14 protein-coding genes are annotated in these 15153 nt (G+C 63.8%); 4 read left to right on the top strand and 10 right to left on the bottom strand.

Features of this window, described 5'->3' with window-relative positions; genetic code table 11:
• Nucleotides 1-22: 22 nt before the first annotated feature.
• Both lipA and HWQ56_RS25375 read left to right on the top strand, forming a co-directional pair.
• The gene (lipA, locus tag HWQ56_RS25380; protein ID WP_176572485.1) at nt 23-1003 is read left to right on the top strand and encodes a lipoyl synthase; all 981 of its coding nucleotides are present in this window, start codon (nt 23-25) and stop codon (nt 1001-1003) included.
• A gap of 165 nt (nt 1004-1168) precedes the next feature.
• Entirely contained in the window at nt 1169-2101 is a 933-nt protein-coding gene (locus tag HWQ56_RS25375; protein ID WP_176572038.1) for a S66 peptidase family protein, read from the top strand.
• A 69-nt stretch (nt 2102-2170) separates the two neighbouring features.
• On the opposite strand, the gene HWQ56_RS25370 is transcribed toward HWQ56_RS25375, so the two are convergent.
• The 5 genes from HWQ56_RS25370 to leuS form a co-directional block, all read right to left on the bottom strand.
• On the bottom strand, nt 2171-3493 hold the full coding sequence (locus tag HWQ56_RS25370) for a lytic murein transglycosylase (RefSeq protein WP_176572037.1): 1323 nt from the start codon (nt 3491-3493) through the stop codon (nt 2171-2173).
• A gap of 95 nt (nt 3494-3588) precedes the next feature.
• Complete coding sequence (gene arfA / locus HWQ56_RS25365) at nt 3589-3741, bottom strand: alternative ribosome rescue factor ArfA (RefSeq protein ID WP_176572036.1); 153 nt, start codon at nt 3739-3741, stop codon at nt 3589-3591.
• A gap of 82 nt (nt 3742-3823) precedes the next feature.
• Nucleotides 3824-4861 (bottom strand): DNA polymerase III subunit delta, encoded by a 1038-nt coding sequence (holA, locus tag HWQ56_RS25360; protein ID WP_176572035.1) that lies wholly within the window; start codon nt 4859-4861, stop codon nt 3824-3826.
• Between the two features lie 40 nt (nt 4862-4901).
• The gene (locus HWQ56_RS25355) at nt 4902-5507 is read right to left on the bottom strand and encodes an LPS-assembly lipoprotein LptE (RefSeq protein WP_158153471.1); all 606 of its coding nucleotides are present in this window, start codon (nt 5505-5507) and stop codon (nt 4902-4904) included.
• Nucleotides 5508-5579: 72 nt separating this feature from the next.
• Nucleotides 5580-8186, bottom strand: coding sequence for a leucine--tRNA ligase (gene leuS, locus HWQ56_RS25350; RefSeq protein WP_176572034.1), 2607 nt, complete (start codon nt 8184-8186; stop codon nt 5580-5582).
• A gap of 273 nt (nt 8187-8459) precedes the next feature.
• Between leuS and HWQ56_RS25345 the strand changes: the two genes are divergently transcribed.
• Both HWQ56_RS25345 and HWQ56_RS25340 read left to right on the top strand, forming a co-directional pair.
• Nucleotides 8460-8786 (top strand): hypothetical protein, encoded by a 327-nt coding sequence (locus HWQ56_RS25345; protein WP_158153473.1) that lies wholly within the window; start codon nt 8460-8462, stop codon nt 8784-8786.
• A gap of 97 nt (nt 8787-8883) precedes the next feature.
• Nucleotides 8884-9648, top strand: coding sequence for a YdcF family protein (locus HWQ56_RS25340; protein WP_176572033.1), 765 nt, complete (start codon nt 8884-8886; stop codon nt 9646-9648).
• A gap of 77 nt (nt 9649-9725) precedes the next feature.
• On the opposite strand, the gene lnt is transcribed toward HWQ56_RS25340, so the two are convergent.
• The 5 genes from lnt to miaB all read right to left on the bottom strand — a co-directional run bounded on the left by lnt (nt 9726) and on the right by miaB (nt 15109).
• On the bottom strand, nt 9726-11243 hold the full coding sequence (lnt, locus tag HWQ56_RS25335) for an apolipoprotein N-acyltransferase (protein WP_176572032.1): 1518 nt from the start codon (nt 11241-11243) through the stop codon (nt 9726-9728).
• Between the two features lie 19 nt (nt 11244-11262).
• The gene (locus HWQ56_RS25330; protein WP_008374714.1) at nt 11263-12102 is read right to left on the bottom strand and encodes a CorC family transporter; all 840 of its coding nucleotides are present in this window, start codon (nt 12100-12102) and stop codon (nt 11263-11265) included.
• 40 nt (nt 12103-12142) lie between these two features.
• A complete protein-coding gene (gene ybeY, locus HWQ56_RS25325; protein ID WP_158153476.1) occupies nt 12143-12604 on the bottom strand; it encodes an rRNA maturation RNase YbeY in 462 nt (153 codons plus the stop codon).
• Nucleotides 12597-13592: a PhoH family protein gene (locus HWQ56_RS25320; protein WP_158153477.1), complete on the bottom strand. Its 996-nt coding sequence runs from the start codon at nt 13590-13592 to the stop codon at nt 12597-12599. Before HWQ56_RS25320 ends, ybeY begins: the two co-directional genes overlap by 8 nt.
• A 191-nt stretch (nt 13593-13783) precedes the next feature.
• Nucleotides 13784-15109 carry a tRNA (N6-isopentenyl adenosine(37)-C2)-methylthiotransferase MiaB gene (gene miaB, locus HWQ56_RS25315; RefSeq protein WP_158153478.1) on the bottom strand — a complete coding sequence of 442 codons (1326 nt, stop codon included), beginning with the start codon at nt 15107-15109 and terminating at the stop codon, nt 13784-13786.
• Nucleotides 15110-15153 lie beyond the last annotated feature (44 nt).

Below are 15153 nucleotides of genomic sequence, written 5' to 3'. Positions count from 1 at the left end.
CACAGCTGAATCCGTGCAAACCATGATCCCCGTGACCAACGTCACGCCGCCGCGGCCCAAGGTCGAAGCCGGTGTGAAGCTGCGTGGCGCCGAGAAAGTCGCACGTATTCCGGTGAAGATCATCCCCACCGAAGAACTGCCGAAGAAGCCCGACTGGATCCGCGTGCGTATCCCGGTTTCGCCGGAAGTCGATCGCATCAAGCAACTGCTGCGCAAGCACAAGCTGCACAGCGTCTGCGAAGAAGCGTCCTGCCCGAACCTGGGCGAGTGCTTCTCCGGTGGCACCGCCACCTTCATGATCATGGGCGATATCTGCACCCGTCGCTGCCCGTTCTGCGACGTCGGCCACGGCCGTCCGAAGGCCCTGGATGCCGACGAGCCAATGAACCTGGCGGTGGCCATCGCCGACCTGCGCCTCAAGTACGTGGTCATCACCTCGGTGGACCGCGACGACCTGCGTGACGGTGGTGCCCAGCACTTCGCCGACTGCCTGCGCGAAATCCGCAAGCTGTCGCCAGGCGTGCAGCTGGAAACCCTGGTGCCGGACTACCGCGGCCGCATGGACGTTGCCCTGGAAATCACCGCCAAAGAGCCGCCGGATGTGTTCAACCACAACCTGGAAACCGTGCCACGCCTGTACAAGGCCGCGCGCCCGGGCTCTGACTACCAGTGGTCGCTGACCCTGCTGCAGAAGTTCAAGGAGCTGGTGCCGCACGTGCCCACCAAATCCGGCCTGATGCTGGGCCTGGGCGAGACCGACGAAGAAGTGATCGAAGTGATGCACCGCATGCGCGAGCACAACATCGACATGCTGACCCTGGGCCAGTACCTGCAGCCGTCGCGCAGCCACTTGCCGGTGCAGCGCTTCGTGCACCCGGACACCTTCGCCTGGTTCGCCGAGGAAGGCTACAAGATGGGCTTCAAGAACGTCGCCTCCGGCCCGCTGGTACGTTCTTCGTACCACGCCGACCAGCAGGCGCACGAGGCCAAGATCAAGCTCTGATCGGCGCCTGAGGTACCGATGCCGGCCGCCAGTTCCCGCAACTGCCGCCGGCATCGTTGTTTCCGGGGTATGTTCATGGGACGCACCGGGTTACAAGGCTATGCTGTGCTGTCATGGGGATCGCTCTACAGTAGGCATCTTCGATCAACGCAAGGAGCCTGACGAATGAAACACACACACACGCCCGCCGCTTTGCCGCGTCGCGTGCCCACCCAGGCGCAGATCGCCCTGATCGCGCCGGCCGGCCCCAAGGAATTCAGTGTGGAGGCCGCGCAGCGTTGGGTCAGCAGCCGGGGCCATGCGCTGAAGGTCTACCCGGGTGTGCTCGAACACCAGGGCTACCTGGCGGGCAGCGATGCCGTGCGCCTGCGCGACCTGCATGACGCCTTCGCCGACCCGGACATAGACGCCATCATCTGCCTGCGCGGGGGCTACGGCACGCCGCGGCTGTTGGATAAAATCGACTATGACCTGATCACCCGGCACGCCAAGCCCTTCATCGGCTACAGCGACGTCACGGCCTTGCACCTGGCGTTTGCCCGCTACTGCAACTTCGTCACCTTCCACGGGCCGATGCTCACCTCAGACCTGTTGGCCAACCGCCAGCCACCGACTGAGGACTCCATGCGCCGCTTGTTGCGCGGGCAACTGCGCAAGGGTGACCTGCTGGCCCACCCCGTGGCGCACCCCTTGACCTGCATCGAGCATGGGGTAGCCAGCGGTCGGTTGACCGGCGGCAACCTGTCGATGATCTGCGCCACCCTGGCCACCGATTACGAAATCGACCTGCAAGGCGCCATATTGTTTCTGGAGGACGTTGGCGAGCCCCTCTACCGGGTTGATCGGCTGTTGACGCAACTGCGCCTTGCCGGGCGCTTCAAGGGGCTTCGCGGGGTATTGGTGGGGGATTTCGCCGGGCTGGATGTGCCACGGCTAACGCCATTGCTCAAGGAAATCTTCGAGCCCATGGGGATTCCAGTGCTGGCCGGTTGGCGCAGTGGCCATTGCGACCCGAACCTGACCCTGCCCTTGGGCGCCCAGGTACGCCTGGACGCAGGGCAGAAGACCTTGATGCTGGAACAGGATGTAGTCAGGTAACGGTGTCGCCTGGCCCCACGTGATCGACTGTGGGGCCGGGCGAAGCTCGGGAAGAGCGCGACACCTGTTTCAAGGCTGGCGCAGGCTATCCAGTAGCTTGTGGTTGGCGTAGCCATCGGCCGGCCACCCCAGCGACTGTTGCGCCAGGCGAATGGCCTTGCGGGTGTTGGCGCCGATGATACCGTCCGGGTTGCCGGCCTCATAACCCTTGGCCGTCAACAACGTTTGCAGCTCGATACGCTCGGTACGGCTCAACGGCAGGTCATCGCGCGGCCAATCGCCCATCACGTACCCGCCACCGTCGAAGCGCTGGGCCAGCAGGCTCACGGCCAGGGCGTAGGACGATGAATTGTTGTACTTGAGAATGGCGCGGAAGTTGTCCAGCACCAGGAACGCCGGGCCACGGTAACCCGCGGGCAGCAGCAGGGCGGCCGAAAGCTGTTCGCTACCGGCAGGCAAGCGCGTACCCGCCGGTAGCTTCACGCCCATCAGCAGCCATTCGGCCACTGGCTTGCGCAGGGCGCCATCGGCCTGGGCGTAGTCGAAACCGGGGGCCAATTGCACTTCGAAGCCCCAGGGCTGGCCACGTTGCCAGCCCGAGCTTTGCAGGTAATGCGCGGTGGAGGCCAGGGCGTCTGGCGCGCTGTTCCAGATATCGCGGCGGCCATCGCCGTCGAAGTCCACGGCATGGGAGTTGTAGGTGGTGGGGATGAACTGGGTCTGGCCCATCGCACCCGACCAGGAGCCCAGCATGGCCTCGGGCTGGATGTCACCGTTCTGCAGAATCTGCAGGGCAGCGATCAACTGGTCCTGGGCGAAACCTTGGCGGCGGCCTTCGTACGCCAGGGTCGCCAGCGAGCGGATCACCGACTTGTCGCCCTGGAACTGGCCGAAGCTGCTCTCCATGCCCCACACCGCCACCAAGGCCTGACGGTCGACGCCATAGCGCTGCTCGATGCGCTGCAAGTCATCGCCGTACTGGTTCATCAGCGCCTGGCCCTTGCGAACGCGTACTGGCGAGATGGCGCCGTCCAGGTATTCCCACACCGGGCGGGTGAACTCCGGCTGGCTGCGGTCGGCCTTGACCACACTCGGGTCCGGGGTGACGCCAGTGAAGGCGCGGTCGAACACGTCCGGGCGGATGCCGGCCTGCAACGCCTGCTGGCGGAAGCCGTCTTCCCACTGGGCGAAGGTTTCACTGGGCAGCATCACGCCATCGGTGTCCACAGGGGCGGCGGTGGTCAGCGGGGCGACCGGCGAGGTCTTTTGCGCAGGGGTGGGCAGGGCATCGGCGGCAACCGTTGGCTTTTCAGCGCAGGCGCCCAGCAGAACGAGGGTGGAGGCAGCGAGCAGATGACGCATTTGCACACGCTGGAGACGACGAAGAGACATTCACAGGTCCAGGTATTTCAAGTCAGATGCGGACCATATCATGAGAGCGGGGGGCGAGGGGCAACGCGTAGGAAAGTTCGTGGTAAACGGTGTTTTCAGGCTGCCAGAAAAGGAGAAGCCTCCCAGTTTTTCGACTGGAAGGCTTCGCGTTGGTAGCTGCACTTGCCCTTGGCGGGTCGTTCCTGGCGGCTGCGGAACAGGGGTTGGGCGACGATGGATTTGGCCTTGTTGGGGCGCTTTTTGCTCATGACGGCACTCCTTGACTGGAGCGCCGATCATACGCCGATCACGGTCCCGCGCAATCCCTGTGGCCCGAGCAGGCTACGTGGGCTATTGCGCAGGAAGTACGTTGCGCTGCCCGGCCATCAACAGGGACAGGCGCGACAGGCTGATCCACACCGACCCCTGGGCCTGGCCCTTGATCTGTGCATCGATGTGCTGGGCGTCCTGCAGCAGTTCACCCCAGCGTTTGGCCGAATGACGTTGCAGGGCCTTGCTCATCAGCGGTTTGCGTTTGTCCCAGACGGGCGGCTTGGCGCTGCTGAAGGCTTTGTCCAGCGGCGTGCCTTGGCTGTATTGCAGGGCAATGTTGGCCAGGGTCCGCAGTTCGCGGGCCAGGGCCCACAGAATGACCGGTGGCTCCACGCCTTCGCCGCGCAGGCCTTCGAGCATGCGCAAGGCGTGGGCGGCTTCGCCATTGAGCACCGCATCCACCAGGCCGAACACATCGAAGCGGGCACTGTCGGCGACTGCCGACTGCACGGTTTCCAAGGTGACCTGGTTGTTTTCGGCCAGCAGCTTGAGCTTCTCGATTTCCTGGGCGGCGGCCAACAGGTTGCCCTCCACCCGTGCAGCGATCAGCTCCACGGCATCTTGCTGCGCCGCGAGCCCGGCCTGGGACAGGCGCTGGCGAATCCATTGCGGCAGCTGGTTGGCGTCCACCGGCCATATTTGCACGAACTGGGTCTGCTGGCCGTCGACCAGGGCCTTGCCCCACTTGGTCTTCTGGGCACTGCCATCCAGCTTGGGCAGGCTGATGAGCAGCAGGGTGTCCTCGGCCGGGCGGTTGCAGTATTCGATCAACGCCGCGGCGCCCTTGTCACCGGGTTTTCCCGAGGGTAGGCGCAGTTCCAGCAGCCGCCGCTGGGCGAACAGCGACAGGCTGGCGCCGGCTTGCAGCAGGGTGCCCCAGTCGAAATTGGCGTCGGCGCTGAATACCTGGCGTTCATCGAAACCTTGGGCACGTGCGGCACTGCGCACCGCGTCGGCGGCTTCCTGGCACAGCAACGGGTCGTCGCCGCTGATCACGTAGATCGGCGCCAGGCTGCCTTGCAGGTGTTTGTTGAGCTGGGCGGGGGTCAGTTTCATGGTGATGAAAGAAGGGGCGCCTGAGCGCCCCGTTCCTCTTTTACTTCGAAGGGATCTGGAGAGGTGACTGTTGCGGCGTCGCATCACGGATGCGCTGGGCTTCGGCTTCCTGCTCGGCCAGGGCCTTGGCCTTGGCGTCAGCTTCGACCTGCAGCTTGTCCAACTGCTGCGGGGTGATCTGCTGCAGGCGCAGCATCAGGCGCTGGATCAGCTCGCGGCGGATTTCCGAGCGAGTCTCCTGGGCCACCTGGTCGGAACCTGCCAGGTTGTTGCTGTCCTGGGTGTAGGTCTTGTCGACGATGATCTTGTCGCTGAGCAGGTTCAGGTTCTCGTGGCCGACGATGTCATAGCTCAGGGTAGTGGTCAGCTCGTATTCAGCCGAGCGCGTACCGCTGGTGTAGCTGGCCGAACGCTGTTGCTCGTCTTCACGGCTCAGCACCAGTTTGTACGGTGCGCCGTCATAGACCTTCACGCCGCTGGCGCTGAGCTGCTTGCGCAGTTGGGTAACGGTCGGGCCGTAGGCATCGCGAGCGGTGACGTTCAGTTCTTTGAGCGCCAGTTCGTTGGTGCCGGTGCCGCGCAACTGGAAACCGCAGGCGCCCAGCAGCACGGCCAGGCCCATAACCAGTAGATTGCGTTTGATCATCTTGATGCTCCCTAGAAACCTTGTGGGCCGACTCTGTATATGGCGCCCGGTCGCCCGGGCGCGCTGATCCGATCAGCTGGCGACGATATTGACCAGTTTGCCAGGCACGACGATGACCTTGCGGATCGTCAGGCCATCGATGAAGCGCAGCACGTTTTCGTTGACCCGGGCGGCGGCTTCGATTTCTTCGCGGGTGGCACTGGCCGGCATCTCGATCTGGCCACGCAGCTTGCCGTTGACCTGGATGACCAGTTGCAGGCTGTCCTGGACCAGGGCGCTGTCGTCCAGTACCGGCCAGCCGGCGTCGATGACGGCGCCGACGTGGCCCAGCGCATTCCACAGTTCATGGCAGATGTGCGGGGTGATCGGGGCCAGCAGCAGGGTCACGGTTTCCAGGCCTTCCTGAATCAGGGCGCGGTCCTGTTCGGTGGCTTGCGGCGCCTTTTCCAGCACGTTCATCAGGGTCATCACCTGGGCGATGGCGGTGTTGAATTTGTGGTGCTGGCCAATATCCTGGCTGGCCTGCTTGATGGCCAGGTGCGTGGCGCGGCGGATGACCTTCTGCTCGTCCGACAGGCTGGCGATATCCAGGGCGGCTGGCAGGCCCTGGCCGACGTGGGCCTGGGCCAGGCGCCAGACGCGGCGCATGAAGCGATGCGAGCCTTCCACACCCGAGTCGGACCATTCCAGGCTCATGTCGGGCGGCGAAGCGAACATCATGAACAGGCGGCAGGTGTCGGCACCGTACTGGTCGATCATCGACTGCGGGTCAACACCGTTGTTCTTGGACTTGGACATCTTCTCGGTGCCACCGATTTCCACCGGCAGGCCGTCGCTGATCAGCTTGGCGCTGATGACCTTGGCCTTGCTGTCGCGTTCCAGCTCCACGTCGGCCGGGTTGAACCAGGTCTTGCCGCCGTTTTCTTCCAGGCGGTAGTAGGTCTCGGCGACCACCATGCCCTGGGTCAGCAGGTTCTTGAACGGCTCGTTGGAGCTGACCAGGCCTTCGTCGCGCATCAGCTTGTGGAAGAAGCGCGCGTACAGCAGGTGCAGGATGGCGTGTTCGATACCACCGATGTACTGGTCCACCGGCAGCCAGTGGTTGGCCGCGGCCGGGTCGACCATGCCGCCTTCGTATTGAGGCGAGGCGTAGCGGGCGTAGTACCAGGACGATTCCACGAAAGTGTCCATGGTGTCGGTTTCACGCTTGGCCGCCGCACCGCATTTCGGGCAGGTGCACGCGTAGAATTCAGGCATGCGCGCCAGTGGCGAGCCAGCGCCGTCCGGCACCACGTCTTCCGGCAATTTGACCGGCAGTTGGTCTTCCGGCACGGGCACGTCGCCACAGCTGTCGCAGTGGATGATCGGGATCGGGCAGCCCCAGTAGCGCTGACGGCTGATGCCCCAGTCGCGCAGGCGGAACTGGGTGCGCGACTTGCCGAGTTCCTTCTTGATCAGTGCCACTTCGATGGCATCGAAAGCGCCGGCGAAGTCCAGGCCGTCGAACTCACCGGAGTTGATCAGGGTGCCGTGCTCGCCATAGGCCTCCTGCCACGGCGCAGGGTTGCTGTCGCCAGCGCTGGTACGCACCACCGACTTGATCGGCAGGCTGTACTTGGTGGCGAACTCGAAGTCACGCTCATCGTGCGCCGGAACAGCCATGACCGCACCGTCGCCGTAGTGCATCAGCACATAGTTGGCGACCCATACCGGCAGCTTTTCACCGGTCAGCGGGTGCTCGACGAACAGCGGCGTCGGCATGCCCTTCTTTTCCTGGGTGGCGACGTCGGCTTCGGCGACGCTGCCGCTCTTGCATTCATTGATGAACGCTTGCAGCTCAGGGTCGTTCTGCGCCGCCAGGGTGGCCAGCGGGTGCTCGGCGGCCACGGCCACGTAGGTGGCACCCATCAGGGTGTCAGGGCGGGTGGTGAAGACTTTCAGGGCACCGGCTTCGCCGATGGACGCCTGGTCGTACGGGAACTGCACTTCCATGCCGCGGGACTTGCCGATCCAGTTGCGCTGCATGGTCTTGACCTGCTCAGGCCAGCCCGGCAGTTCGTCGAGGCTTTCCAGCAGCTCTTCGGCGTAGGCGGTGATCTTGAAGTAGTACATCGGGATTTCGCGCTTCTCGATCAGCGCGCCCGAACGCCAGCCGCGGCCGTCGATGACCTGTTCGTTGGCCAATACGGTCTGGTCTACCGGGTCCCAGTTCACGGTACCGTTCTTGCGGTAGATCACGCCTTTCTCGAACAGGCGGGTGAACAGCCACTGCTCCCACCGGTAGTAGTCGGGCTTGCAGGTGGTGACTTCGCGCGACCAGTCGATCGCCAGGCCCAGGCTCTTGAGCTGGGTCTTCATGTAGGCGATGTTCTCGTAGGTCCACTTGGCCGGCGCGACCTTGTTCTTCATGGCGGCGTTTTCCGCCGGCATGCCGAAGGCGTCCCAACCCATTGGCTGCAGGACGTTCTTGCCCTGCATGCGGTGGTAGCGCGAGATCACGTCGCCGATGGTGTAGTTGCGCACGTGCCCCATGTGTAGCTTGCCGCTGGGGTAGGGGAACATCGACAGGCAGTAGAAGGTCTCCTTGCCTGGCTGTTCACTTACTTCAAAGGACTTTTGCTCGTCCCAGAACGACTGGGCGGCGGCTTCGATTTCGCGGGGCTGATAGAGTTCGTGCATGGCTACTTTGCGCTGAGAAATGGGTGACCTTATCCAGGCAGCGTGAAATCCGCTACACCCGGCAATCCGGCGGCGATCTTTAAACGCCGTAGCATACATGACCCCACTCGAAGGTGGGAAACCCTGATTGCATCAAACCACGCTGCCCCCAGGCGCCCGAACGCCAGCAAATGCCCGCAGGCGTTGGCCGTTGGTCGCGGCGGCGGGCCGGTTTCGCCTGCGCCGCTAAGCTCATCAATGGGGAACGTGATTTATTTTCAATGAGGTGAACGGATGGTTGAGTCACATGTTAAAGGGATGAAGCCGGAGCTGTTTGAACGTTTGATCGATCGTCTGGGCCTGGCCCTGGATGTTGCCAGGACCTCGGTACGTTTGCGCAACGAAGCCCCCGCCGAACTGGAACTGCGCGGCCTCAGCCGTGCCGAGGTAGAGTTGATCAATGCCTACCTGGACACCATGCCCGTGGGCCTGCAGGCCGGTGCGGTGGTGCGCGACCCCAGGGACGCCGTGCCGCCGGCCAGCAACAGCAACGTAGTGTGGATCAAGGACAAGGCGCCGAAAAGGCCCGCCAGCAAATCCAGGTCGATGCAGTTCAAGTAAGTGCCGAGGTGATGCACACGCCTGCACGCCCCCGGCACATCCTTATTGTTGTATCCCGTTGTTACCCTTAGGCTTCGAGCATCTCAGGAGATGCTCGATGCCTTTTCGTTACTTCATCAAACAGTTGCTGTTGCCCCCAGGTATTCTTTTCATCTTCCTGCTGCTGGCCTGGTGGCTGCGTCGTTCGCGCCCTCGGCTGGCTTGTGCCTGTTTCGTGGCAGGACTTGGCGGGCTCTGGCTGATGAGCATGCCGCGGGCAGTGCAACTGGCAGCCCATGCGCTGGAGCAGGAACCGGCGCTGAGCGCTGAACAATGGCCGCAGTTGGCGCGCCGCGCCGACGCCATCGTGATACTGGGCGCAGGCCGGGAGCGCGGCGACCCGGCCTGGGGCGGTGAAGACCAGCCCACCGGCGTGAACCTCGAACGCGTGCGTTACGCCGCGCGCCTGGCCAAGGCGTCCGGGCTGCCGGTGTTGACCTCCGGCGGGCTGCACTATGGTTCGCCACCGAGCGAGGCCTGGATCATGGCCACTTCATTGCAAAATGACTTCGGCGTGCCGACCCGCTGGCAGGAAGGCGCCAGCCGCACCACCTGGGAAAACGCGACCATGAGCGCCGAGATACTCAAGGCCCAGGGCATCCATCGTGTGGTGGTGGTGACCCAGGCCTGGCACATGCCCCGGGCACGCTGGAGCTTCGAGCATGCCGGCCTGGACGTGGTGAGTGCGCCAGTGGGTTTCCTGGGTATCGACAACGCCCGCCCTTTGGGTGGCTGGATGCCGGAAGGCAAGGCGTTCTGGCAGAGCGGGCAGTTGCTGAACGAGGCAGTGGGGTTGGTCGGGTATCGTTTGTTCTACCGTTGATTGGCGGCGCGGCCGTTTCCCGAGCTTGCCCCCGCCCCAACAGGTTAATCGAGACCTGTTGGGGCGGGGCGACGGGGTCATACGGTCTTGGCGATACGGCTGGCCAGCAACGCCCAGCCAAACAGCAGCAGGCACAGGATGATCAGGGGCCATGAGCGCCATTGCAGGTACGGCGTGAGCTGATGCATCGGCACCACCTCGCCATACAGGATGCCTTTCTGGAATTGCGGGATCTGCTCGGTGATTTCGCCATACGGGTTGATCAGCGCGGTCACGCCATTGTTGGTGGCGCGAATCATCCAGCGGCCGGCCTCCAGCGCCCTCATCTGTGCCATCTGCAGGTGTTGCAGTGGCCCGATGGAGGTGCCGAACCAGGTGTCGTTGCTGATGGTCAGCAGCAGATCGCTGCGCGCGGCTTCGCCAGCGGCGAACTCCGGGTACACTACTTCATAGCAGATGAAGGGCGCGATCGCGTAGCCCTTGGCTTGCAGCAGCGCCTGGTCGGCCGGCCCGCGGGCGAAGTCCGACATCGGCAGGTCGAAGAACGCGATCAGCCCGCGCAGCATGTCCTGCAGCGGCACGTACTCACCAAAGGGCACCAGCTTCTGTTTCAAGTAGGTGCCGTCGCCCTGGCCCGTCACGGTGATGCCGTTGAAGTACTTCTTCTCGTGGCGCACCAGCTGGCGGATCGGCACGCCGGTGATCAGCGCCGAATTCCGGCTGCTGGCGAAGTTGCCCATCATGTCGAGGTAGCCCTGGGCATTGTCCATCAGGATCGGCACCGCGGTTTCCGGCCAGATGATCAGGTCGGTGCGCTTGGCCGTGAAGGTCATGTCACGGTACAGCGCCAGTTGTGCATCGACCTGGGCTGGGTCCCATTTCATTTCCTGCTCGATGTTGCCCTGCACCGCCGCCACACTCAGGGGCTGGCCCAACGGCTCGGTCCAGGCGTGGTGCTTGAGGCCCTGGCCGATGAGCCAGGGGCCAGCCAGCAGCACCAGCGCTCCGGCGAGGGCGCCCTTGCGCTGGCGCAGGCGGTGGAGGTTGCACAGCAGCGCGGCGCTCAGGGCCAGCACGAACGACACCAGCCACAGGCCGCCGACCGGCGCCAGCCCGGCCAGGGGCGCGTCGAGCTGGCTGTAACCGGCGTAGAGCCAGGGAAAGCCGGTGAGGAACCAGCCGCGGAAGGCCTCCTGGGCCACCCACAGTGAACCGAAAGCCAGGGCATCGGCCAGCGGCGCCTCGTTGCGGCGCAGCCAGCGCGCCCACAGCCAGGCGGGCAGGGCGAAGAACAGCGCCACGGCCATGCTGAACGCGAGCATGAGCAAGCCGGCCAGCAGTACCGAGGCGCCACCGAAGTTGTGGATGCTGACGTAGATCCAGCTGGTGCCGGCGCCGAACAGGCCGAAGCCATAGCACCAGCCACGCCCGGCAGCCTGGCGCGGGCCAAGCCCGCGCAGGCCCAGGTACAGCAGCGCCAAGGACAGCAGCGACAGCGGCCAGATGTTGAAAGGCGCGAGGGCCAGTGGGGTCAGTGCACCGGCCGCCACGGCCAGCAGGTTACCGGGCCAGCCGGGGCGGGTGATCCAGCGCATTGTGATCCTTAATGCGTTTTCAGCGGGAGATGGGGGTCAGACGCAGCAAGTGTATCCGGCGGCTGTCGGCGTTGAGAATGCGGAAGCGGTAAGCGCCGATCTCCGTGGTCTCGTTGCGCTTGGGCAAATGGCCGAAGGCGCTCATCACCAGGCCGCCCACCGTGTCGAATTCGTCATCGGAGAATTCGCTGTCGAAGAACTCGTTGAAGTTCTCGATCGGCGTCAGCGCCTTGATCAGGAAGTCGCCGCTGGGCAGGGGCTTGATGTAGCTGTCTTCTTCCACATCGTGCTCGTCCTCGATGTCACCGACGATCTGCTCCAGCACGTCCTCGATGGTCACCAGGCCGGCCACGCCGCCGTATTCGTCGATGACGATGGCCATGTGGTTGTGGTTGGCGCGGAATTCGCGCAGCAGCACGTTCAGGCGCTTGGACTCGGGCACGAAGGTGGCCGGGCGCAGCAGGTCCTTGATGTTGAAACTGTCGCCGTTTTCCTGAAGGATCAGGGGCAGCAGGTCCTTGGCCAGCAGCACGCCGATCACATCGTCATGGCTGTCGCCGATGACCGGGTAGCGGGAGTGGGCGGCGTCGATCACCGCGGGCAGGAATTCGCGAGGTGTCTGGGTCGACTTGATGCTGATCATCTGCGAGCGCGGCACCATGATGTCGCGCACTTGCAGGTCGGCAACCTGGATAGCGCCTTCGACGATGGTCAGCGCTTCGCTGTCGAGCAGCTTGTTCTGGTGGGCTTCGCGCAGCAGCTCCAGCAGCTCCTGGCGGTTTTTCGGCTCATGGGCAAAAGCCTGGGTGATTTTACCCAGCCATGACTTTTGCCCGTTGCTCGATCGATCTTCGCTCATGGCCCTTTTCTCGTGATCCTTGCTGTTTCGGTGGTGAATATTAGTGTTCATCGTCGTCTGCATACGGGTCGGGATGACCCAACTGGGCAAGCAACTCTCGTTCCAGGCCTTCCATCTCCTCGGCTTCCTCGTCTTCTTCATGGTCGAAACCAAGCAGGTGCAAGCAGCCGTGGATGACCAGGTGCGCCCAGTGGGCTTCCAGTGACTTGCCTTGCTCGGCGGCCTCGCGCTCCACCACCGGCACGCAGATCACCAGGTCGCCAAGCAGGGGGATGTCAAGCATGTCGTCAGGCACGTCCGCAGGGAAGGACAGGACGTTGGTGGCGTAATCCTTGTGACGGTAGGTGTTGTTCAGCTCGCGCCCTTCGGGCACGTCCACCAGGCGGATGGTCAGCTCCGAATCACCTTTGCGCATGCCCAGCGCGGTTTCGCACCATTGCTGGAACAACGTCTCGCTGGGTACCGGGTCATTGGTGGCAACCTGCAGGTCCAGTTCAACCATTGCGGCGGTTGTCCTGTTCCGGGGTACGGGCATCGAAGCGCTCGTAGGCTTCGACGATGCGCTGTACCAGCGGGTGGCGCACCACGTCCTTGGGCTTGAAGTGGGTGAAGCTGATGCCTGGCACGCCGTCCAGCACTTCGATGACATGGGCCAGGCCGGACTTGGTGCCCTTGGGCAGGTCGACCTGGGTGATGTCGCCGGTGATCACGGCGGTAGAGCCGAAACCGATGCGGGTCAGGAACATCTTCATCTGCTCGACGGTGGTGTTCTGGCTTTCGTCGAGAATGATGAAGCTGTTGTTCAGCGTACGGCCGCGCATGTAGGCCAGCGGAGCGATCTCGATCACCTGGCGCTCGATGAGCTTGGCCACGTGTTCGAAGCCCAGCATCTCGTACAGCGCGTCGTAGAGCGGGCGCAGGTACGGGTCGATTTTCTGCGCCAGGTCGCCGGGCAGGAAGCCGAGTTTCTCGCCGGCTTCCACAGCCGGGCGCACCAGCAGGATACGCCGCACCTGTTCGCGTTCCAGGGCATCCACGGCGCAGGCAACGGCCAGGTAGGTCTTGCCGGTACCGGCCGGGCCGATCCCGAAGTTGATGTCGTTACCCAGGATTTCCTTGACGTAGCGCTGCTGGTTCAGCCCGCGCGGGCGAATCATGCCCTTGCGCGTGCGCAACGACACCGGCACTTCGTTGTTGGCAGGGTTGTCCAGCTCTTCGATGGCCGATTCCTGCAGGTACAGGTGCACCAGGTCCGGAGACAGCTCGGTGGCCTTGGTCTCACGGTACAAGCGGCGCAACAGGTGTTCGGCGGAGGTGGTGTGCTTGGGTTCGCCAATCAGCTCGAACTGATTGCCGCGGTTGCGGATCTCGATTTCCAGGCGTTGTTCGATCAGGCGCAGATGCTCGTCGAACTGCCCGCAGAGGTTGGCGAAACGGCGAGCTTCAAAGGGCTCGAGGATGAAACGATGAGGTTCTATGGGTGCGTTCAAGGTCGTTTTTAGCCGCCCGACGGCAATTGAGTTGGATTTAAGGATAACCCCAGCGGGCCAGCGGCGAAAGGCCCCAGATGTCCAGTGGTCATCTAACGCTGCGCACGCAGCCTGCGGCCTGCTGCATGGGGGCCCTTTCAGGCGCGCCCCATGCAGCGCTGGCGCGGCCACGACCGCTGCTCAGTGACCGGTCAGATCAGGGTGCCGCGCAGCGAGTGGGGGCGCGCTTCGCCGATGTGCACGTCGACGAACTGGCCGATCAGCGTGGCGTCGAGGCAGGCGAAATTGACGATGCGGTTGTTCTCGGTACGCCCCTGCAGCTCGCCAGGGTCCTTGCGCGAGTAGTCGGTGACCAGAATCCGCTGGGTGGTACCCACCATCTGTCGGCTGATCTCGAAGCCCTGCTGGTTCAAACGGTGCTGCAAGGCCTCCAGGCGTTGCTTCTTCAGCGCCTCCGGGGTGTCGTCGGCAAGGTCTGCGGCCGGGGTGCCGGGGCGCTGGCTGTAGACGAACGAATAGGAGAAGTCGAAGCCCACGTCGGCCACCAGCTTCATGGTCTGCTCGAAATCTTTCTCGGTTTCACCGGGGAAGCCAACGATGAAGTCCGAGCTGATGCAGATGCCCGGCACCGCGGCCTTGAGCTTGCGCAGCTTGGACTTGTATTCCAGTACCGTGTGGTTGCGCTTCATGGCCGCCAGCACGCGGTCGGAGCCCGACTGCACCGGCAAGTGCAGGTGTTTCACCAGTTCCGGCACTTCGGCGTGGGCCTGGATCAGGCTGTCGGAGAACTCCAGCGGGTGCGAGGTGGTGTAGCGGATACGGTCGATACCCTCGACGGCCGCCACTACGCGGATCAACTCGGCCAGGTCGGCCAGGCGGCCGTCCTCGGTGAGGCCGCGGTAGCCATTGACGTTCTGGCCCAGCAGGGTCACTTCCCGCACGCCGTTCTCGGCCAGGTGGATGACTTCGGCGATGACGTCGTCGAACGGCCGGCTGACTTCTTCACCGCGGGTGTAAGGCACCACGCAGAAGGTGCAGTACTTGCTGCAGCCTTCCATCACCGACACATACGCGGTGGGGCCATCGATGCGCGGCTCTGGCAGGTGGTCGAATTTCTCGATCTCGGGGAAGGAAATATCCACCTGGGGTAGTTTGGTCACGCGCGCGGCGTCGATCATTTCCGGCAGCCGGTGCAGGGTTTGCGGGCCGAACACCACGTCCACGTAGGGCGCGCGGTCACGGATGGCCTCGCCCTCCTGGCTGGCCACGCAGCCGCCCACGGCGATGACCATCTCCGGGTTGGCCAGCTTCAGCTCGCGCCAGCGGCCCAGTTGCGAGTACACGCGGTCCTGGGCCCGCTCGCGGATCGAGCAGGTGTTCAACAGGATGACGTCGGCGTCTTCCGCCCGGGCGGTGACCTCCAGGGCTTGATGTTCACCCAGCAGGTCGACCATGCGCGAGCTGTCGTACTCGTTCATCTGGCAACCGTGGGTTTCGATGTAAAGCTTCTTGGCCATGGGGGATCATCTGGTCGTTCAACGAACCGCACATTATAGGGCCG

This window comes from Pseudomonas eucalypticola, from assembly GCF_013374995.1.
Taxonomy (GTDB): Bacteria; Pseudomonadota; Gammaproteobacteria; order Pseudomonadales; family Pseudomonadaceae; genus Aquipseudomonas; species Aquipseudomonas eucalypticola.
This window is presented reverse-complemented; position numbering and strand designations above follow the sequence as displayed.